Annotated in this window: 16 protein-coding genes and 2 pseudogenes; 10 read left to right on the top strand and 8 right to left on the bottom strand. The window is 67.3% G+C overall.

What is annotated here, in order from left to right:
• The 8 genes and pseudogenes from VHB27_RS20745 to VHB27_RS20710 form a co-directional block, all read left to right on the top strand.
• A pseudogene (locus VHB27_RS20745) lies at positions 1–208 on the top strand (efflux transporter periplasmic adaptor subunit); the annotation flags it as partial.
• 4 nt (positions 209–212) lie between these two features.
• Entirely contained in the window at positions 213–3,347 is a 3,135-nt protein-coding gene (locus VHB27_RS20740; protein ID WP_325604131.1) for an efflux RND transporter permease subunit, read from the top strand.
• A 305-nt stretch (positions 3,348–3,652) separates the two neighbouring features.
• Positions 3,653–4,861 (top strand): nitrate/nitrite transporter, encoded by a 1,209-nt coding sequence (locus tag VHB27_RS20735; RefSeq protein WP_325604129.1) that lies wholly within the window; start codon positions 3,653–3,655, stop codon positions 4,859–4,861.
• Positions 4,862–4,870: 9 nt separating this feature from the next.
• Entirely contained in the window at positions 4,871–7,309 is a 2,439-nt protein-coding gene (nirB, locus tag VHB27_RS20730) for a nitrite reductase large subunit NirB (protein WP_413788635.1), read from the top strand.
• Entirely contained in the window at positions 7,309–7,653 is a 345-nt protein-coding gene (nirD, locus tag VHB27_RS20725) for a nitrite reductase small subunit NirD (RefSeq protein WP_325604127.1), read from the top strand. The genes nirB and nirD overlap by 1 nt, the downstream gene beginning before the upstream one ends.
• Positions 7,650–10,322 carry a molybdopterin-dependent oxidoreductase gene (locus VHB27_RS20720; RefSeq protein ID WP_325604125.1) on the top strand — a complete coding sequence of 891 codons (2,673 nt, stop codon included), beginning with the start codon at positions 7,650–7,652 and terminating at the stop codon, positions 10,320–10,322. The genes nirD and VHB27_RS20720 overlap by 4 nt, the downstream gene beginning before the upstream one ends.
• On the top strand, positions 10,300–11,076 hold the full coding sequence (cobA, locus tag VHB27_RS20715) for a uroporphyrinogen-III C-methyltransferase (RefSeq protein ID WP_325604123.1): 777 nt from the start codon (positions 10,300–10,302) through the stop codon (positions 11,074–11,076). Before VHB27_RS20720 ends, cobA begins: the two co-directional genes overlap by 23 nt.
• Positions 11,077–11,100: 24 nt before the next feature.
• A complete protein-coding gene (locus tag VHB27_RS20710; protein ID WP_325604121.1) occupies positions 11,101–12,270 on the top strand; it encodes an MFS transporter in 1,170 nt (389 codons plus the stop codon).
• Position 12,271: 1 nt separating this feature from the next.
• On the opposite strand, the gene VHB27_RS20705 is transcribed toward VHB27_RS20710, so the two are convergent.
• The 7 genes from VHB27_RS20705 to epmA form a co-directional block, all read right to left on the bottom strand.
• On the bottom strand, positions 12,272–12,886 hold the full coding sequence (locus tag VHB27_RS20705; RefSeq protein WP_325604119.1) for a hypothetical protein: 615 nt from the start codon (positions 12,884–12,886) through the stop codon (positions 12,272–12,274).
• A 28-nt stretch (positions 12,887–12,914) separates the two neighbouring features.
• Positions 12,915–13,586 carry a class I SAM-dependent methyltransferase gene (locus VHB27_RS20700; protein ID WP_325604117.1) on the bottom strand — a complete coding sequence of 224 codons (672 nt, stop codon included), beginning with the start codon at positions 13,584–13,586 and terminating at the stop codon, positions 12,915–12,917.
• A gap of 137 nt (positions 13,587–13,723) precedes the next feature.
• Positions 13,724–14,905 carry a 4-hydroxybenzoate 3-monooxygenase gene (locus tag VHB27_RS20695; RefSeq protein ID WP_325604115.1) on the bottom strand — a complete coding sequence of 394 codons (1,182 nt, stop codon included), beginning with the start codon at positions 14,903–14,905 and terminating at the stop codon, positions 13,724–13,726.
• A gap of 1 nt (position 14,906) precedes the next feature.
• Positions 14,907–15,791 carry an amidohydrolase family protein gene (locus VHB27_RS20690; RefSeq protein WP_325604113.1) on the bottom strand — a complete coding sequence of 295 codons (885 nt, stop codon included), beginning with the start codon at positions 15,789–15,791 and terminating at the stop codon, positions 14,907–14,909.
• 31 nt (positions 15,792–15,822) lie between these two features.
• A complete protein-coding gene (locus VHB27_RS20685; RefSeq protein ID WP_325604111.1) occupies positions 15,823–16,797 on the bottom strand; it encodes a CobW family GTP-binding protein in 975 nt (324 codons plus the stop codon).
• 114 nt (positions 16,798–16,911) lie between these two features.
• The gene (locus tag VHB27_RS20680) at positions 16,912–17,277 is read right to left on the bottom strand and encodes a hypothetical protein (RefSeq protein ID WP_325604109.1); all 366 of its coding nucleotides are present in this window, start codon (positions 17,275–17,277) and stop codon (positions 16,912–16,914) included.
• Between the two features lie 159 nt (positions 17,278–17,436).
• Complete coding sequence (gene epmA, locus VHB27_RS20675) at positions 17,437–18,504, bottom strand: EF-P lysine aminoacylase EpmA (protein WP_325604107.1); 1,068 nt, start codon at positions 18,502–18,504, stop codon at positions 17,437–17,439.
• 102 nt (positions 18,505–18,606) lie between these two features.
• Here epmA and VHB27_RS20670 point away from each other — a divergent pair, with 102 nt between their 5' ends.
• Entirely contained in the window at positions 18,607–18,783 is a 177-nt protein-coding gene (locus VHB27_RS20670) for a DUF3309 domain-containing protein (protein WP_325604105.1), read from the top strand.
• Positions 18,784–18,825: 42 nt separating this feature from the next.
• Here the strand turns inward: VHB27_RS20670 and VHB27_RS20665 are convergent, their stop codons facing one another.
• Complete coding sequence (locus VHB27_RS20665; RefSeq protein ID WP_325604103.1) at positions 18,826–19,533, bottom strand: glutathione S-transferase family protein; 708 nt, start codon at positions 19,531–19,533, stop codon at positions 18,826–18,828.
• 303 nt (positions 19,534–19,836) lie between these two features.
• On the opposite strand from VHB27_RS20665, the pseudogene VHB27_RS20660 reads away from it, so the two are divergent.
• Positions 19,837–20,344, top strand: a pseudogene (locus VHB27_RS20660) (glutamate synthase subunit alpha); the annotation flags it as partial.

Below are 20,344 nucleotides of genomic sequence, written 5' to 3'. Positions count from 1 at the left end.
CCAAGGCGGCGCCTATGTCCTTGTCGTCGGCGCCGACGACAAGGTGGTGCAGAAGCATGTCACCAAGGGTCCCCTGGAGGGATCGCTGCGGGTGATCGAATCCGGCCTGACGCCGGACGATCAGGTGGTCGTCGACGGCGTGCAGCGCGCCACGCCGGGCCAGGCGGTCAACCCGACGACAATCACGCTGAAGGCCGACGGGTCCTGAGCCGATGATCGCCAAATTCTTCATCGACCGCCCGGTCCTGGCCAATGTGCTGGCGATCCTGTTCGTGCTGATCGGCGGCGTCGCGCTGTTCAGCCTGCCGATCGCGCAATATCCGGACGTGACGCCGCCGACGGTGCAGGTCACCACGCGCTATCCGGGCGCAAGCGCGACCGACGTCATGAACACCGTCGCCCTGCCGATCGAGCAGCAGGTCAACGGCGTGCAGGACATGCTGTACATGCAGTCCACCAGCACCAGCGACGGCAGCTATTCCCTGACTGTGACGTTCAAGATCGGCACCGACCTGAACTTCGCGCAGGTGCTGGTGCAGAACCGCGTCGCCAGCGCGATGGCGTCGCTGCCGCAGTCCGTGCAGGCGCAGGGCGTCACCGTGCAGCAGCGATCGACGGCGATCCTGGGCATCGTCACGCTGACCTCGCCTGACCAGCGTCATGACAGCCTGTACCTGTCGAACTACGCGGCGATCAACCTGCAGCAGGAGTTGGCGCGCCTGCCTGGCGTGGGCAACGTCACGGTGTTCGGTGCCGGGCAATACGCGATGCGCATCTGGCTCGATCCGGCACTGATGCAGGCGCGCGGGCTGACCACCTCGGACGTCACGCAGGCGTTGCAGCAACAGAGCGCCCAGGTCACGGCAGGACAGATCGGCGCCCCGCCCACCAAGGGCCAGAACTTCCAGTATACGCTGAACGTCCTGGGACGCCTCAGCGATCCCGAACAATTCGCCAACATCATCGTCAAGACCGGGTCCGACGGCGCCGTCACCCGCATCCGCGACATCGGCCATGTGGAGTTGGGCGCGCAGACCTACTCCCAGATCTTCACCAGCAACGGCAAGCCATCCGCCGGCCTGGCGATCTTCCAGTCGCCCGGCGCGAATGCGCTGACCGTGGCGACCGAGGTCCGGCAGAAGATGGCGGAACTGGCGAAGGCGTTCCCGCCCGGCGTCGCCTACGACCTGCCGTTCGACACGACGAAGTTCGTTTCGGCCTCGGTCGATGAGGTGTACCGGACGCTGATCGAGGCCGGCGTCCTGGTCCTGATCGTCATCCTGGTCTTCCTGCAGGACATCCGAGCGACCCTGGTCCCGGCGACGACGGTGCCGGTGACGATCATCGGCGCCTTCGCCGCGATGGCGGCGCTGGGCTTCACCATCAACCTCTCGACCCTGTTCGCCATCGTGCTGTCGATCGGCATCGTGGTCGACGACGCGATCGTGGTCGTCGAGGGTGCGGCGCACCACATCGAGCGCGGGTTGTCGCCGCACGACGCCGCGGTGAAGGCCATGAGCGAGCTGTTCGGCCCGATCATCGGCATCACGCTGGTGCTGATGTCGGTGTTCATTCCGGCGTCGTTCCTGCCCGGACTGACCGGGCGGCTGTATGCCCAGTTCGCGCTGGTGATCGCCGCCACCGCGATCATCAGCGCGATCAACGCGGCGACGCTGAAGCCGACGCAGTGCGCATTGTGGCTGCGGCCCGCGGTACCGCCCGAAAAGCGCAACTTTTTCTATCGCGGCTTCAACGCCGTCTATGCTCGGGTCGAGCATGGCTATATCGGCATGATCGGCTTCATGGTCCGCCACGCGGCGATCATGGTGGTCCTGGCGCTGGCCATCGCCGGTGGCGGCCTGTACGGCTTGTCGCGCCTGCCCACCGGTTTCCTGCCGCTGGAGGACCAGGGCTATTTCCTGATCGCCGTGCAATTGCCCGACAGCGCGTCGCTGGACCGCACGCAGGCGGTCCTGTCCCGCGTACAGAAATCGGTCAGCGCGGTGCCGGGGGTGCAGGACGTGGTGGCGATCGCCGGTATCTCCCCGCTCGACAACAGCGCGTCGCTGTCGAACGCCGGCGTCGCCTATGTCGTACTGAAGGATTGGAGCCAGCGCACCTCCGCCTCCGAGGGGCTTCTGGGCATGTACCAAGCGCTGAACGCCGCCGTGGCGCCAATCGAGGACGCCTCGATCCTGGTCGTCCCGCCGCCGGCGATCCAGGGCATCGGCAACTCGGGCGGCTATACCATGGAAGTCGAGTTGCGGGACGGCAGCGACGATTTCGAGAAGCTGCAGGCGGTGACCCGCCACATCCTGACCGATGCGGCCAGCCAGTCGGGCCTGTCGCGCAGCAGCACGACGATGCGCGCCAACGTTCCGCAGATGATCGTACACGTGGACCGCACCAAGGCGGAGTCGCTGGGCGTATCCATCGGCCAGGTATTCGAGACCCTGGCGACGTATCTCGGGTCCAGCTATGTCGGCCAGATCAACAAGTTCGGGCTGACCTTCCAGGTCTATGCCCAGGCCGACCCGAAATTCCGCGCGACCCCGGCCGAGGTCGAGCTGCTGCCGGTCAAGACGTCGTCGGGACAGATGGTTCCGATCGGTACCATCATCTCGATCGAACAGACCACGGGTCCGGCGCTGGTGCAGCTCTACAACCTCTATCCCGCCGCGACCGTCATCGGCCAGCCGGCATCCGGTTTCAGCTCCGGCCAGGCATTGTCGCTGATGGATGAGATCGCCGCCGCCGACCTGCCCGCCGGCATGGGGTCGGAGTGGACGGCAATGTCGTATCAGGAGAAAGCAGTCGGCGGGCAGATGTACCTGGCGTTCGGCCTGGCCATCGTGCTGGTCTACCTGGTGCTGGCGGGCCAGTACGAAAGCTGGCTGGCGCCGTTGTCGGTGGTGCTGGCGGTGCCGCTGGCGCTGCTGGGACCGGTGCTGGCGCTGACCGGACTGGGCGTCGACAACAACCTCTATACCCAGATCGGCCTGATGCTGCTGATCGCGCTGGGCGCGAAGAACGCGATCCTGATCGTCGAGGTGGCGCGCGAAGAACGCATCCATCGCGGCGTGCCGATCATCCAGGCGGCGATCGACGCCTCCCGCACCCGCTTTCGGCCGATCCTGATGACGTCCTTCGCCTTCATCCTGGGCGTGCTGCCCTTGGTGCTGGCCACCGGGGCGGGCGCGAACGCGCGGAAGTCGATCGGTATTTCGGTCTCCACCGGGATGCTGGCATCGACCTGCCTGGCGGTGGTGTTCGTGCCGTGCTTCTTCGTGCTGATCCAGCGGCTGGAGGAACGGCTGCGGGGGAAGAAAATCGTCGAAGCGGCGTAAGAGCCGTGGGGCCAGGTCGCGTCCGCCATGCCGCACCGGTAGGATATGCATATTTTAAAATCAATATGAGCAAGGGCTGATCACGATTGCCTTCTATATAGGCAGTTGAATCCATTCTAGCGCCCAATTTCTTGACCATTCAGGCCATCTGCCTAACTTGGCATCCCTATTGCACTGCATCACGGCGAGACATGTTCTCAAAGCATCGCGCAACGGCGGGTGATGCTTTTGGTTCGAAGCGGATGCCGCTTCCTGTGTCAGTCCGGCCTGCCAACGGCGGCAGCCCAGGTCCCGTGATACACACCATGCACAAGGGCTTCCTCAAGAGCGGCCATCTGCCGACACTTTTCGCGTCCTTTCTCTACTTCGACCTCTCCTTCATGGTCTGGGTGCTGCTTGGCCCGCTGGGCGTCGCCATCGCCAAGCAACTGCATCTCGATCCCGCGCATAAGGGCCTGATGGTCGCAACGCCCGTCCTGGTCGGGGCAGCGCTGCGGGTCGTCCTTGGCCTGCTGGTGGACCGCTTCAAGGCCAAGCGGGTCGGCATCGGCGCGCAGGTGGTGGTCATCGCCGGCCTGGTCGGCGCCTGGGCGATCGGCATCGACAGCTTCTCCGGCACACTGGCGCTGGGTTGTGTCCTCGGCCTGGCCGGCGCCTCCTTCGCCGTGGCGCTGCCGCTGGCCTCCGCCTGGTATCCGCCCGAGCACCAGGGGACCGCGCTGGGAATCGCGGGCGCGGGGAATTCGGGGACCGTGCTGGCCGCGCTGTTCGCGCCCGGTTTGGCGCTCGCGGTCGGCTGGCAGAACGTCGTCGGCCTGGCCGCCGTCCCGCTGGCCGTCGCCTTCGTCGTCTTCATCCTGCTGGCCGAGGACAGCCCGAACAGCCCGCCGCCCAAGCCGCTTTCGGCCTATTTCAACCTGCTGAAGATCGGCGACTGCTGGTGGTTCATGTTCTTCTACAGCGTCACTTTCGGCGGCTTCGTCGGACTGGCGTCCTCGTTGACGATCTACTTCAATGACGCTTACGGCCTGTCCGCGGTCACAGCCGGCTACTGCACCGCGGCGGTCGTCTTCGTCGGTTCGATGGTCCGCCCGATCGGGGGCGCCATCGCCGATCGCATCGGCGGCGTGCAGGCGCTGCAGATCCTCTATGCCGTCGCCGCGGCGGCCTTCGCCACCGTCGCCGCGGGCCTGTCCACCATCTACCTCGCTTTGCCCGTCTTCATCCTGGGCATGCTGGCGCTGGGCATGGGCAACGGGTCGGTGTTCCAGCTCGTGCCGCAGCGCTTCAAGCGGGAGATCGGGGTCATGACCGGCCTGGTCGGCATGTCCGGCGGGGTGGGCGGCTTCTACCTCGCCTCCAGCCTCGGCTACTCCAAGCAGATGTCGGGCAGCTACGGTCCCGGCTTCCTGGTCTTCGCCCTTCTCGCCATCGTTGCCCTGGTCAGCATCTCCAGCGTCCGTCGCCGCTGGCGCACCACCTGGGCCGAACTGCACGGCGCCGCTCGGGTCTGAGGAATCACCATGAACATGATCGCTCCCAAGCGTTCCCGACTGGTCCTGGTCGGAAACGGAATGGCCGGCGTGCGTGCCGTCGAGGAAATCCTGGCCCGCGCCCCGCAGACCTTCCAGATCACCGTGTTCGGCGCGGAGCCGCACGGCAACTACAACCGCATCATGCTCTCCCCGGTCCTGGCCGGCGAGAAGACCTTCGAGGCGATCACCACGCATCCAAGGTCGTGGTACGAAGAGAACGAGATCGAACTGATCGCCGGCGAGCCCGTCGTCACGATCGACCGCGCGGCGAAGACCGTCACCGGGGCGCTCGGCACCACCCGGCCCTATGACGTTCTGATCCTGGCCACCGGCTCGAACCCGATCATCATTCCGGTGCCGGGGCACAGGCTGCCGGGCGTGATCGGCTTCCGCGACATCGCCGATGTCGGAACGATGCTGGCGGTGGCGAAGACCCACCGGAAGGCCATTGTCATCGGCGGCGGCCTGCTGGGATTGGAAGCGGCCAATGGCCTGCTGCGCAACGGCATGGACGTCACCGTGCTGCACCTGATGCCGACGCTGATGGAACGCCAGCTCGATCCCGTGTCCGCCGGCCTGCTGAAAGCCGAACTGGAAGGGCGCGGGATGCGCATCCTGACGGAGGCGAACACGGCGGCGATCCATGGCGCCGACCGCGTCGGGGCGGTGGAGCTGAAGGACGGCACGCGGCTGGACGCCGACCTCGTGGTGATGTCCGCCGGCATCCGCCCCAACATCGCCCTGGCCAAGGATGCGGGCCTGGCCTGCAACCGCGGCATCCAGGTCGATGACGGCATGCGCACCTCCGACCCCGCCGTCTTCGCGGTGGGCGAATGCATCGAACATCGCGGCGCGGTGTTCGGCCTGGTCGCGCCGCTGTGGGACATGGCGAAGGTGCTCGCCGACCGCATCACCGGAACGGCGGAGACCGACTATGTCCCGGCGATCACCGGCACGCGGCTGAAGGTCACCGGCGTCGACATGTTCTCAGCCGGTGACTTCATGGGCGACGATACGACCGAGGACATCGTGTTCCGCGACGCCAGGCGCGGCGTGCACAAGAAGCTGGTCGTCCGTGACGACAAGCTGGTCGGCTGCGTGCTGTACGGCGCCGCCGCCGACGGGTCCTGGTATTTCGACATGATCCGCAACGGCACAGACGTCGGCGCGATCCGCGACACCATGGTGTTCGGTCCCTCGATCGCCCCCGGCGCCCCGGCGGGCGTCGAGACGCTGCCCGACACGGCCGAGATCTGCGGCTGCAACGGCGTGTCGAAAGGCACGATCCTGGCGGCGATCGACAAGCACAAGCTGACGACGCTGGACCAGGTGCGGGGCCGGACCAAGGCGTCGTCCTCCTGTGGGAGCTGCACCTGCCAGGTGGAGGCCCTGCTGGGCTTGGCGCTGGGCGGCGACTACAAGGCCGCGCCGAAGGTCAAGCCGGTCTGCAAATGTACCGGCGTCGGTCATGGCGAGCTCCGCAAGGCGATCGTCGCGCGGCAACTGAAGACCATTCCGGCGGTGATGCAGGCGATGGGCTGGACCACGCCGGATGGCTGCGCGTCGTGCCGGCCGGCGTTGAACTACTACCTGCTGTGCGCCTGGCCCGGCGAGTATGTGGACGCCAGCGCCTCGCGCTTCGTGAACGAACGCATGCACGCCAACATCCAGAAGGACGGCACCTACTCGGTCGTTCCGCGCATGTGGGGCGGCACGACGACGGCGGCGGAGCTGCGGGCGATCGCCGATGTGGTGGACAAGTTCCAGATCCCGTCGGTGAAGGTCACCGGCGGCCAGCGCATCGACCTGCTGGGCGTGAAGAAGGACGACCTGCCGGCGGTCTGGAAGGACCTGAACGCGGCGGGGATGGTCTCGGGCCATGCCTACGGCAAGGCGCTGCGCACGGTGAAGACCTGCGTCGGATCGGAATGGTGCCGCTTCGGCACGCAGGATTCCACCGGCATGGGCGTGGCGCTGGAGAAGATGACCTGGGGTTCCTGGACGCCGCACAAGACCAAGATGGCCGTCTCGGGCTGCCCGCGGAACTGCGCGGAAGCCACCATCAAGGACTTCGGCGTGGTCGCGACCGAGGCGGGCTGGGACCTGCATGTCGGCGGCAATGGCGGCATCAAGGTGCGGGTCACCGACCTGCTGGCCAAGGTCACGACCGGGGAGGAAGTGCTGGAATACGCCGGCGCCTTCATGCAGTTCTACCGCGAGGACGCATGGTACCTGGAGCGCACGGCGCCCTGGATCGAACGTGTCGGTATCGAGACGGTGCGCGAAACGCTCGCCGACCCGGCCACGCGCAAGGCGCTGCATGAGCGCTTCCTGTACAGCCAGCGCTTCTCCCAGGACGATCCCTGGACCGACCGCGCCCAGGGCGCCGAGGCGCATGAGTTCAAGCCGCTGGCGGAGGTGTCGTGATGGACGGCCGGACGACCATCTGGATGGATGTCGGCCATATCGACGACATCCCCCACCTGCGCTCACGGGTCGTTTCGATGCCCGGCTGCGACATCGCGGTGTTCCGCACCGCCGATGACCAGGTCTTCGCGCTGTATGACCGTTGCCCGCACAAAGCCGGCAAGCTGTCGCAGGGCATCGTGCACGGCACGTCCGTGACCTGTCCCCTGCACAATTGGGTCATCGGCCTTGCCGACGGCCAGGCGCAGGAACCGGATGAGGGCTGCGTGCATCGCGTTCCCGTGCGGGTGCGGGAAGGTCGCATCCTGCTGGGTGTTGGCCAGCCGTCGGGCGTCGCGGCATGACCGGCGCCGCGGTCCACACCACCTGCCCCTATTGCGGCGTGGGCTGCGGCGTCGTGGCGCAGCCGGACGACACGATCAAGGGCGACGCCGGCCATCCGTCCAATCGCGGCCGGCTGTGCTCCAAGGGTGCGGCACTGGCTTCGACCTTGGACGATTCCGGTCGCCTGGTGACGCCGACGATCGACGGGCAGGCGGCGGATTGGGACCGCGCGCTCGACCTGGTATCGGAACGTTTCCGGGCGGCGATCGCCGAACACGGGTCGGACAGCGTAGCGTTCTACGTGTCCGGCCAGTGCCTGACGGAAGATTATTACGTTGCCAACAAGCTGATGAAGGGCTTCATCGGTTCCGCGAACATCGACACGAATTCCCGGCTGTGCATGGCGTCCTCGGTCGCCGGGCACGTCCGCGCGTTCGGAGAGGACGTGGTGCCGGGGGTCTACGAGGACTGGGACGAAGCCGACCTCGTGGTCCTGGTCGGCAGCAACGCGGCCTGGTGCCACCCGGTCCTGCACCAGCGGATGACGGCGGCACGCCAGGCGCACGGCACGAAGGTGGTGGTGCTGGACCCGCGACGGACGGCGACGGCCGAGGCGGCGGACCTCCACCTGCCGCTGGCCGTGGGGACGGACGTCGCGCTGTTCAACGGGCTGCTGCAATACCTGGTGGCGAACGGGAGGGTCGATGCCGCGTGGGTCGAGCGGCACACGGTCGGGCTGGAAGCGGCAGTCGCCGGGGCGGATGGCGACGCTGGGGACGACCTGGATGCCATCGCCGCCACCTGCGGCATCGACCCCGAGGCGCTGGAAACCTTCTACGACCTGTTCGCCCGCACCGAACGGGTCATGACCGTCTATTCCCAGGGGGTGAACCAGTCCTCGGCCGGGACGGACAAGGTCAACGCCATCATCAACTGCCACCTCGCCACCGGGCGGATCGGCCGGCCGGGCATGGGGCCGTTCTCCGTCACCGGCCAGCCCAACGCCATGGGCGGGCGGGAGGTCGGGGGGCTGGCGAACCAGCTTGCCGCGCATATGCGCTTCGACGATCCGGCCGACCGCGCGGCGCTGCAGGCGTTCTGGAACAGCCCGACCCTGGCGCCGAAGCCGGGCCTGAAGGCCGTCGACCTGTTCGACGCCGTGCTGGACGGGCGCATCAAGGCGCTGTGGATCGTCGCCACCAACCCCGCCGTCAGCCTGCCGCGCGCGGGCCGTGTCCGCGATGCACTGAAAGCCTGCCCATTCGTCGTCGTCTCCGATTGCTGGCCGACGGACACCTCGGCGCTGGCGCATGTCGTGCTGCCTGCGGCCGCCTGGGGGGAGAAGGACGGCACCGTCACCTCCTCGGAACGCCGCATCTCCCGCCAGCGGCCGTTCCGCGAGGCACCCGGCGACGCCCGGTCCGACTGGTGGCAGTTCGCCGAAGTCGGCCGCCGGATGGGCTGGGCCGACGCCTTTGCCTGGACCAACCCTGCCGCGGTATTCCGCGAGCATGCGGCGTTGTCGGCCCACGCCAATGATGGCCGCCGCATCTTCGACATCGGCGCCAAGGCCTTCATCACCGACTCCGACTACGACGCCATGCCGTCCTTCCGCTGGCCGCTGCCGGCCGGCGCGACCACCGAGGCCGGACGGCTGTTCGCCGAAGGCGGCTTCTCGACCCCGGACGGCAAGGCCCGGTTCGTCCCGACCCCGTTCAAGCCGCCCCCCAAGGCAGCACCAGGCGGCGTGCTGCTGAACACCGGCCGCATCCGTGACCAGTGGCATACGATGACACGCACCGGCCTCGCGCCCGCGCTGATGTCGCACACGCCCGAACCGACCTTGTCGCTGCACCCGGCCGACGCCGACGCCGCGGGGATCGCCGACGGCAGCCTCGCACGCCTGCGCACCGATCATGGCGAGATCGTCCTGCGCGCCGAACTCCGCCACACGCTGCGGCATGGCGAGGTCTTCGCGCCCATGCACTGGACCGACCAGTTCTCCGCCGCCGGCCCGGTCGATCGCGTCGTGACGGGCCGCGTCGATCCTGTCTCCGGCCAGCCGGAGCTGAAGGCAACGCCGGCGACGATCGAGCCGGTCGCCGCCGGCTTCCACGGCCTGCTGCTGCGCCGTTCGGCAGGCGTGCCGGCCGCAGGCGCATTCGCGGACCTCTGTCACTGGTCCCGCATCCCGGTCAACGACGGTCAGCTTTACCGGCTGACCGGCCTCGGCCCGATGCCCGCCGGTGAGGCACTGGGCCAGTTCGCCGCCGCGCTCACGGACCAGCCCGCCGACGCCGACTGGCTGGAGATGACCGACCGGAAGCGCGGCGTGTACCGCGTCGCGATCGTCTCCGACGGTGCGCTGGAGGCATGCTTGTTCCTCGCCCGTCACCCCAGCATGCTGCCCGCCGAACAGGCCGTGATCCCCATGATCGGCGCCCCGGTGTCCGACAGCGATCGCGCCAGCGTCCTGTCCGGACGCATGTATGGCGCGACGGCCAACGAAGGCCCCAAGGTCTGCGCCTGCTTCGGCGTCAGCCGCGACGCGATCCGCCATGCGATCGCGACCGAGAACCTCACCACCGCCAGGCAGATCGGCGAGCGCCTGCGCGCCGGCACCAACTGCGGTTCCTGCATCCCCGAACTGGAGGAGATCCTGCGCGATGTCCGCATTCCCGCTGAATGACAACGCCGGCCGAGCGACTCTGGTCGGCGCGGGACCTGGGGACCCGGAGTTGCTGACGCTGCGTGCGGTCAAGGCGATCCAAGGCGCCGACGCCATCCTGTATGACGCGCTCATCGATCCCGCGATCCTCGACTACGCTCGGCCCGGCTGCCGGCGGATCGATGTCGGCAAGCGCTGCGGCCGGCATGCGATGCAGCAAAGCGCGATCAACGCCCTGATCGTGAAACTGGCCGGCACCGGCAAGCACGTCGTGCGGCTGAAGGGTGGTGATCCGTTCGTATTCGGCCGCGGTGGCGAGGAGTTGGACACGCTGCGCGCCGCCGGCGTGCCGGTGGAGGTCGTTCCCGGCGTCACCGCCGCCTGCGCCGCCGCCGCGTCGCTGCAGATCCCGCTGACGCATCGCGAGACCGCGCGGTCGTTGCACTTCGTGACCGGCCATGGCGCGGATGGCGAAGTGCCGGCGCATGACTGGCGCGCGCTGGCGGCCAGCGGGGGCACCATCGCCGCCTATATGGCCGGCAAGACCGTCCGCAAGGTCGCTGCCAGCCTGATCGAGGCCGGGCTGCCGGCCTCGACCCCGGCGGTTGCGGTGGAGAATGCCTCCCGCCCCCAACAGGCCGCCTATCATGCGACCCTGGGGACGCTCGCCGATGTGCTGGACGCGGAGCAGCCATCCGGGCCGACGCTGATCGTGATCGGAAAGGTCGTTGCCCTGGCGCGGATCGTCGAGGAAAGTAAACGCCTCGCGGCCTAGCGTGCGCCGCGCGAAGGAGTTTCCTTGACCGCTGATATCCTTGTTCCGACCGAAGACACCTCGGCCGCGAAGGCGCTTGGTCCCCCAGCGGCCGCAGTTTTCCTGGGGACCTTGGCGATCGGCCTGCCGATGTCGGTGCTGCCGCTGTTCGTGCACGGCGTGCTGTCATACGGCACGACAGTTGTCGGGATCGTTGTCGGGGCGCAGTCGCTGATCACCCTGCTTAGCCGGCCGCACGCCGGACGGTTCAGCGACAAGGCCGGTCCCCGCAAGGCGATGATGTTCGGGCTGGTGGCCTGTTCGGTCGCCGGGGTGGCCTACGCCGTGGCGTCGGTTCTGAACCGGGGCGGCGCGCTGGCGGCACTGCTGGTGGGACGCGGCACGCTGGGCATCGCCGAAAGCCTCCTGGTGACCGGCGCCCTCGCGCTGGGCATCCGCCGGGCGGGACCGCACCGGTCGGGAATGGTGATGGTGTGGGTGGGTCTGGCGCTGTTCGGGTCCTTCGGTTTTGGGGCACCCGTCGGACAGGTCCTCTATTCCGCCCTCGGCCTGGGCGCGCTGGCGGCTTTGGTGTTCACCACGCCGCTGATCGGGCTGGTGGTGGGCGCACGCATGGCGCCGATCGCGCCGTTGCCGCATCGCCATGTGCCGCTGAAGACGGTGCTGCGATGGGTCGCGCCGGCCGGGCTGTCGCTGGCGCTTTCGGCGATCGGATACGCCGCGATCGTGTCGTTCCTGCCGCTGGTGATCGCGTCCCGGGCCTGGGGCAGTCCGGGCCTTGCGCTGGCGGCCTTCGCCGGCGGGTTCATCCTCGCACGGCTGTTGTGTGCGTCCTGGCCCGACCGGCTTGGGCATCGGCGCGTCGCGATCGGCTTCCTGTCGCTGGAGGCCGCCGGGCTTGTCCTGCTGTGGCTGGCCCCGTCCGAAGCGGCGACGCTGCTGGGCGCGGCCATGGCCGGCGGGGGCTACTCCATTTCCTTTCCCGCGCTGGGGATCGAGGCGATCCAGCGCGTGCCGCCCGAGAACCGGGGCGTCGCGCTGGGCACTTGGGCGGCGTTCCTGGATTTCGGGCTGGGCGTCGGCGCGCCGCTGCTGGGGGTGGTCGCCGGGGTTGCCGGGCTGCAGGCGCCGTTCGCCGTCGGCGTGCTGGGCTGCGTCGCGGCGGTTGGGATCATGCTGTCGCTGGGACGGTGAGTCAGCCGGCGCGAACGGTCATATCCCGCCGCCCCAGCCCCTGGAGGAACGCCACCAGACGCAACAGCACGCCGATCACGCACAGGCCGAAGAACGGCAGGTAGACGAGGTTGAACTTCCAGCTTTGGGCCAACGGGTCGCGATAGAAGTCCTTGGCGAAGGCGTACAGGATGAAGTTGAGGCCGACCGTCCGCAACAGCCACCACAACCGTCGGTCCAGCGCCTTGTGCAGCGTCCCGATGGAGAACAGGGCCAGCAGATAGGTGAAGACGACCGCGATCCCGAAGAATACGAACACGGACAGGCCGGGCGCGGCGCCGATCCAGCACAGCCAGCCGACCAGCCCCAGATGCACCAGGTGGGCGCTGGCGAAGTCCAGCCCGAATTCCCGCCCGCGCTGCTTCAGCGGCTGGAACGTCGGCCCGAACAGCGTGGCCAGCGCGCTGCCCGCATAGGCAAGCCAGAACAGGACGAACGAGACGCGGGCAGTCAGGAACAGCGCCAGCAGGGTGCCGTGCTCGTTCGCGCCGGCCAGGGCCAGGGTCGCGATCGCGACGGCCAGCGCGGCGCCGAAGGACAGGCCCATGGACATCAGGACGGGCTGCTTGGCTTGCATGGTCCCACCTTCCTGGCAGAGCGAGGCGTCAGATCGTGAAGTGGATGATCGCCCCGTTCCACATCGTGGTCGTGTCTTCCTGGACGATCCGGTACCCGTGCGCCAGGACCATCGCCCGCATCTGCTCGGGCGTGTTGTCGGCGAAGCCGGGCTCCTGCGCCATGGCTTTGTTCTTGTCGGAGTAGTGGATCACGGCGTTGCCGCCGGGCTTCAGGATTGTCTTGATGTTCCCGAGATAGAGGTCGATCAGCGACGGGTTGATGTGCCCGAAGCAGCCGAACGAGAAGACGAAATCGACCGATTGGGCGGGCACGCCGGGGAAATCCGTGCCGTTGTTCCGGATCGCCTTGACGTGGCGGTAGCGGGCGAAATTCCTGCGGAACTCAGTCAGCAGGTTTTCATAGTAGTCGATGGCGTAGACCGTCTTGAAGCCCAGCAGATAGCGCGTCCAGCGCCCGCCGCCGCAGCCGATATCGACCGTCACGTGGTCCGGGTTGACGAACGGCAGGACGAAGCGGTCGCGGATATACTGCAGCGGGGTCCAGGTGTCCGGATCGCCCCATTCCAGGCCGTAGACCTCCGGACCGCGCGTCAGCTCTTTGTAGATCGACCGCGCGAGGCGCACGGGCAGCGACCGGGCGCGGCGGGACCGGGCGAGCTGGTTGGTGTGCAACGTCGTGCCGAGATCGACCAGTTCCATGCAGTCCGTCTAAATTTCATTGTCTTGGGTCAATATATCAAAGGCTGTCGGTCGATTTCAAATATTTTCTGCGTTCCGTTGAGCTCTCCGCCGGTCGTGGCCGGGACCGCTGATTCCGGCGGGATTGGGGTGCAGGATCAATCCTCGAACGGCAGCCCCACGTAATTCTCCGCCAAGGCCGCGGCGGCGGAGCGGTTGGTCCGGACAAGGTCCAGGTCCGCCAGGTGGATCCGATGCTCGAACGCGCTTTCCTGGTCGTTTCTGTGCAGCATCGTCGTCATGTACCAGGAAAAACGTTCCGCCTTCCACACCCGCCGCAGGGCCCGCGACGCATAGCCGTCGAGCAAATCCTGACGGTTACTCTTGAAACGAGCCTCCAGCGCCCGCGCCAGCACGACGACGTCGGCCACCGCCAGGTTCAGGCCTTTCGCCCCGGTCGGGGGGACGATATGCGCCGCGTCCCCGGCCAGGAACAGCCGACCGAACTGCATCGTTTCGCAGACGAAGGACCGCAGCGGGATGATGCCCTTCTGGAAGATCGGACCTTCTTTCAGCGTCCAGCCGTCACAAGCCAGGCGCGAGCACAACTCTCCCCAGATCCGGTCGTCGGACCAGTTGGCGATGTCGTCGACGGGGTCGCACTGGATATACATCCGCTGCACATCGGCCGAACGGGTGCTGCACAGGGCGAAGCCGGCGTTCTGATTGGCATAGATCAGCTCATGCCAAGAGAGCGGCGCGCGCGCCAGGATGCCCAGCCAGCCGAACGGATAGAGCTTCTGGTATTCGCACCGCATCGCCTCGGGGATCGCGCGCCGCCCCGGCCCGTGAAATCCGTCGGCGGCGACGACATAGTCGCAATGCAGCGGCTCCAGCGCGCCATCCGGACCGCGACGGAACTCGATCCGCGGGGTGTCGCCATCGGCGCCGGTGATCGAAACGGCCGAGGCACCGAACACGATCGCGCCCCCCTGCTTCAGCCGCGCCTCGATCAGGTCGATGAGCACTTCGTGCTGCGGGTAGACGGTGACGTGGCGGCCGCTGGTCAGACCGGCGATATCGACGTGGTGGCGTTCCCCGTTCCATTGCAGGGTGATGCCGTCATGCTGGTGCGCTTCACGCCGCATGCGGGTGCCGAGGCCGAGCTCGTCCATGAGATCGGTCACCCAGTGTTCCAACACGCCGGCCCGCACGGTACCTTCGACCTCGGCACGCGAGCGCGCCTCCAGGATCACCGATTCGATCCCGACACGATGCAGCAGGTGCGCCAGGAACAGGCCCGCGGGTCCGGCGCCGATGATGCCGACCTGGGCGCGCATCTCAACCGCCGCCGGCGGCGGTCGCACGCGCAACGGCGTCTTCCAGCTTCAGGATCCGCGTCGCGTTCCGGTGGAACAGCTTCTCGATGACGCCGGGACGGAACCCTGCCATTTCCCACTCGTCGCAGCATTGCGCCGCGCTCCAGCCCGGGTAGTCGGAGCCGAACAGGACCTTGTCCTGCAGCCGCCGCTCCATGTCGTGCTTCAGCGCGGGCGGGACGTATTTCGGTCCCCAGCCGGAGATATCGATGGAAACGTTACCCTTGTGGATGGCGACGGCGATCAGTTCGTCGGTCCAGGGCCAGCCGGGATGGGCAGCGATGATGTTCAGGCGGGGGAAGTCCGCGGCCACGTCGTCCAGGTTGGGGATCGGCCGCGCATAGCCCAGCTTGTAGCCCAGGCCACCGGGTTCGCCGGCGCCGATCGCGGTGGTGCCGCAATGGATCAGCACCGGCGCGCCCAGCGACTGCAGCAGGTCCCAGATCGGGTTGAACATCCGGTCGTTGGGCGCGAAACCCTGGACCGGAGGCTGGTATTTGATCCCCATCAGACCAAGATCACGGATCGCGTGCTCGATCTCCTCCAGGCCCTTGCGGCCACGCCAGGGATCGACCATGGCCCAGCCCGGCAGGAACACGTCGGGGTAGTCGCGAGTGAGGGCCGCCAGGTCCTCATTGGCATAGACCGATCCGCCGGCGCCATGCTCGGCGTCCCAGGCGATGGGGATCGCCAGGCAGTCGTCACGGCGGAAATCGTCGACGATCTGTTCCGTCGGCCGAGGGGCGAACTTGCCTTTGAACATGCGTATCGCGGCCGGCATGAACGGGCTGCTTGCCTCGGCATAGGCGTCGTTCATCGGATGGACATGGACGTCGATCGCACGCATCTGCGTTCTCCCCTCTTCTCCGCCCCCTTCCCTATGTCGCTACAAGGTCGGACAGCGCCGCGGCCCAGCTTTTCCGCGCTTGCCTGATCGTGCCCGGATCGGCGATGAGCACAAGCCTGGACCGACGGTCAGGGCTGGGCCAGGCATCGAGCGCGACCGGGTGGTTGATGACGTGATGCACCCCCTGCACGACGACAGGACCGTCGACGCCTGCGACGTGCAGGATGCCTTTGACCCGCAGCAGGTCGTCGGCATGCGTCAGGCGGATGGATTTCAGCCACGCCTCGAACCGGCGCCAGTCCAACGGTACGTCGGCGGTGAGGGCGGCAGCCTCGAAGCGCCCCGTGTGTGCGGTGTCGGCGGGATCGGCGGCCAGCAGGGACCGAGGAACGGGCGGCAGGCCCGGATGGAGGAAATCCGCCGGAAACAGCCGTCCGGGGTCGATCAGGCCCTGCTCCGCGGTCAGGATCGGCGCGGTGGCGTTGATGTCCCGGACGGCGGCGGCCAGGGGACCGGTGCCGGCCACGAGGTCGGTCTTGGTCAGCAGGATGGTCTCGGCCAGCGCAACCTGCTTGCGGGTCTCGGGATGCCGCGCGAGTTGCGCCTGGCCGAACTGGGCGTCCACCAGGGTGACGATGCCGGCGAACCGCATCACCCGCGCCATCATCGGATTGCGCAGGATCGCCTGGGCGATCGGCGCGGGATCCGACAGGCCCGACGGCTCGACGATCAGGCGGTCGAAGCGCGGGACGCTGCCGTCCCGGCGCCGGGTGAACAGGCGCATCATCGCGGACTCCAGGTCGCCCGCGAGGTTGCAGCACAAGCAACCGTTCGCCAGGACGATGGTCTGGTCCTCACCGTGATCGATCAGGTCGTGGTCGATCGGGATCGTACCGAACTCGTTGACGGCTACGGCGGTCCCCGCAAGGCGTGGGTCGCGCAGCATCGCGTTCACCAGCGTGGTCTTGCCGCTGCCCAGGAAACCGCTCAGCAGCAGGACCGGCATGCGCTCCCGATCAGCGGCGTGGGTCAGGAAGGGGGATCGGCTGGTCAGTGTGTCCGTCCGGAAGCGTTCTGGTTCAGCATGAGCCTATAGCCGCCCTGCCGGCCGGAACAACGATTACCCGCAGGCGTTGCCGCGCAGGCTGAAGCTGCGCACGATGCCGCCGGATACGGCGAAACTCGTATCGCAGGTCAGGTTGATGGCCTGCGGCGGCAATCCGGCGTCCGGCCAGAAGGGACCGAAGCCCGGGTAGTACGAGGTGCCTGGGATGATATCGACCCGGTGGTCCTCATAGGTCAGGATTTTCAGACCGCCTGTTTCGTATGACCGGTTCGGCGCGCCCATGGCTTGGACCAGTTCCGTCTCGGGCCGTCCCACCCAGCGGTTCAGTTCCGCCTGCCGCCGCGCCAGTTCGTCGGTGCATGCGCCCAGTGCCAGCCCCGCGATACTCAGCACCAGAAACGACATCCGACGACGCGCCATCTCAATCCTCCTGTCGCCGCCACATCGACCGGCGCCGTTCTGACCCAATCCCGCCATGCCCGGCCTTTGTCGACCATTCACGACTTCAGCTCTCGCCCACGCAAGTCGTTGGCCGGCACAAGGCCGCCAGGGCACGAAGGGTCGAAACCTGCACGACCCTTACATGAGATCGGCGGGCGGCAGCCACAACACTTGAGCGATACGATCGGCGCCGCCGGCGATCATCGCCAGCCGGTCGAAGCCCAGCGCGATTCCGGCGGCGGGTGGCATCCCGTACTCAAGCGCCGCCAGGAAATCCTCATCCAGGGGCCAGTCCGGGCCGCCCAGCGCGGCACGCCGAGCGCGATCGGCCAGGAAGCGGGCGCGCTGCTCGACGGGGTCGGTGAGTTCGACGAAGGCATTTGCCAGTTCGATGGCGCAGACGAACAGCTCGAACCGTTCTGCCGCGCGGGGGTCGGCCGGATCGCGGCGGGCGAGCGCCGCCTGGGCTGCCGGCCAATGGGTCAGGAAAGTCGGATGCGTCCGTCCCAGATGCGGCTCGACGCGCTCGAGCAGCAGGCGGAAGAACAGGTCTTCCCAGCTCTCACCCGTTCGCAGCCTGGTGCCGGCGGTCACGGCCAACCCGGCGGCGTCCTCGCCGAGGGATAGAAGATCGGGGACGCCGGCGTAGCGGGCGAAGGCGTCGGCGACGGTCAGGCGCTCGATCTTCGAGAGATCGGTCGTCACGCCGCGGCATGTCACCGCCGCCGGCAGGACCGCACGCAGCAGGTCGGTGGTCTCATCGATCAGGTCGTCCATGCCGGCGCTGGGCCGGTACCACTCCAGCATCGTGAATTCCGGTGCGTGCAACGGCGAGGCCTCGCCGTTGCGCCAGACGCGGGCGAACTGGAAGATCGGGCCGCTGCCGCCCACCAGCAGGCGCTTCATGGCGAACTCCGGACTGGTATGCAGCCACAGGGGCTGCAGGCTGCCGTCCGGCATCTCGCGTGTGGTCGCGAAGGGACGCAGGTGGACCTCCTCGCCCGGCGCGGGGACCGCGCATGGCGTTTCCACCTCTGCGTATCCCCGTTCGGCCAGGAACGCCCGCGTGTCGCGGGTCAAAACGGTCCGGCGATCCAGGAACGGGCGGCGGGCGGCCACCTGGCCGGGGTGCCAAGGGGTACGCGAAGCAGGAACACGCGAATCAGCGGGACGCGAGCCGAACGGGCGAGACGGGGGCGAGGTCATGACCCGATGTTTACCGTGCCGGCGCGTTTTCCGTCAGCGGCCGACGAACAGGCGGCGTGCCTCGTTCGTTTCACTTGCCTGGCCCGAGGGAGGGACGAACCGATGGACCTGATCCTGATTCTGCTGATCCTGTTTCTGCTGTTCGGCGGTGGCGGCTATTACGGCTATCGTTCCGGCTATTACGGCGGCATGCATTACGGCGGCGGCATGACGCTGCTGATCCTCATCATCGTGCTGTTCCTGCTGTTCGGCGGCGGCGGCGGTTACTATCATCCGTGAGGCCGCCACCGCCTTTTAGCGGGAGGGGTGCCGGTCGTCGGCTCAGGCGGCAAACTTCCCACGGCCGAACATTTTGTCGAGGGCTGCGGGTTCGGCCTTGTCGAACGGCGTGGTCTGCGCCCGCACCGCCTCCACCTTGGCCAGTGCCGCCGTGACAGCGGGCCGTTCGTCGATCGCCTTCACCCAGCGGGCGACGTTCGGATATTTCGCCATGGCGTCCGACCCCATGAAGCCCGGAACGTTGCGCAGCCACGGATAGGTGGCGATGTCGGCGATCGAGTATTCGCCGGCAAGATAGTCGCGACCCGCCAGGCGGTGGTCGATCACCTCGGTCACCCGATGCGCCTGGGTCTGGTAGCGGCTCTTGGAATAGTCGTTGCCGGGCGGGGCGAAGCGGATGAAGTGCACCATCTGGCCGAACATCGGCCCGACCGTGGACATCTGGGTCATCAGCCACTGATAGGCGTCGTATTTGGACGCAGGGTCCTTGGGCAGCAGCTTGCCGGTCTTTTCCGCCAGGTACAGCAGGATCGCGCCGGACTCGAAGCATGTGTATGGCTTGCCGCCCGGCCCTTCGGGATCGATGATCACCGGGACCTTCGCATTCGGGTTCAGCTTCAGGAATTCGGCGTCGAACTGTTGGCCGGTGAAGACGTCGACCGGCTTGACTTCATACGGCAGGCCCAATTCCTCCAGCGCCAGATAGATTTTGACGACGTTCGGGCTGCCCATGCCATAGAGCGTGATCATGCGTTTCCTCCTGTTCGGGTGGGACCGGCCGATCCTGCCACGGACCGGCCAGCGGCATAAGCATGGTGACATGACAGCCATGTGGAACAAGAGGTGGCCATGACGGTCGCGAAAATGCCCCGCCGAACCAAGAAATCTCAGGGAAACCGGACGTCGGTGCCTTGCCGCCGGGCGTTCCGTTCGCTTACGCTGCAGTGCGATAGAAAGGTTGCCATTTGTTCAGGCAACGGGCAAAAAGGTCTGCTTGCGCTATCGCGCGCGAGCCACAAAGCTCTACGACAGTCGGCCTGAGGTGATGGGTTCATGCATGAGGTAATGAGACAGGGCCTGTACGATCCCCGCAACGAGCACGATTCGTGCGGCGTTGGCTTCGTGGTGAACATCAAAGGCCGAAAATCTCATGATATCATCACCCAGGGCCTGAAGATCCTGGAGAACCTGGATCACCGCGGCGCCGTCGGCGCCGATCCGCTGGTCGGCGACGGCGCCGGCTGCATGATCCAGATGCCGGACGCGCTGCTGGCCGACTGGGCGCGCTCCGCCGGGATGTCGCTGCCCGCGCTGGGCCGCTATGCCGTGGCGATGTGCTTCCTGCCGCGCGACAAGGAAGCGCGCGAGCAGATCGAACGCCATGTCGAGCAGGTGGTGGCCAAGGAAGGCCAGGCCATGGTCGGCTGGCGGGACGTGCCGACCGACACCGCAGGCCTAGGCAAGACGGTGATCGAGACGATGCCTGTGATCCGCCAGGCGATCGTCGCATCCAACATGTCGATCCGCGACCAGGATGGTTTCGAGCGGAAAATCCTGGCGA

This window comes from Rhodopila sp., from assembly GCF_035548235.1.
In the GTDB taxonomy this organism is placed as follows: Bacteria; Pseudomonadota; Alphaproteobacteria; order Acetobacterales; family Acetobacteraceae; genus Rhodopila.
This window is presented reverse-complemented; position numbering and strand designations above follow the sequence as displayed.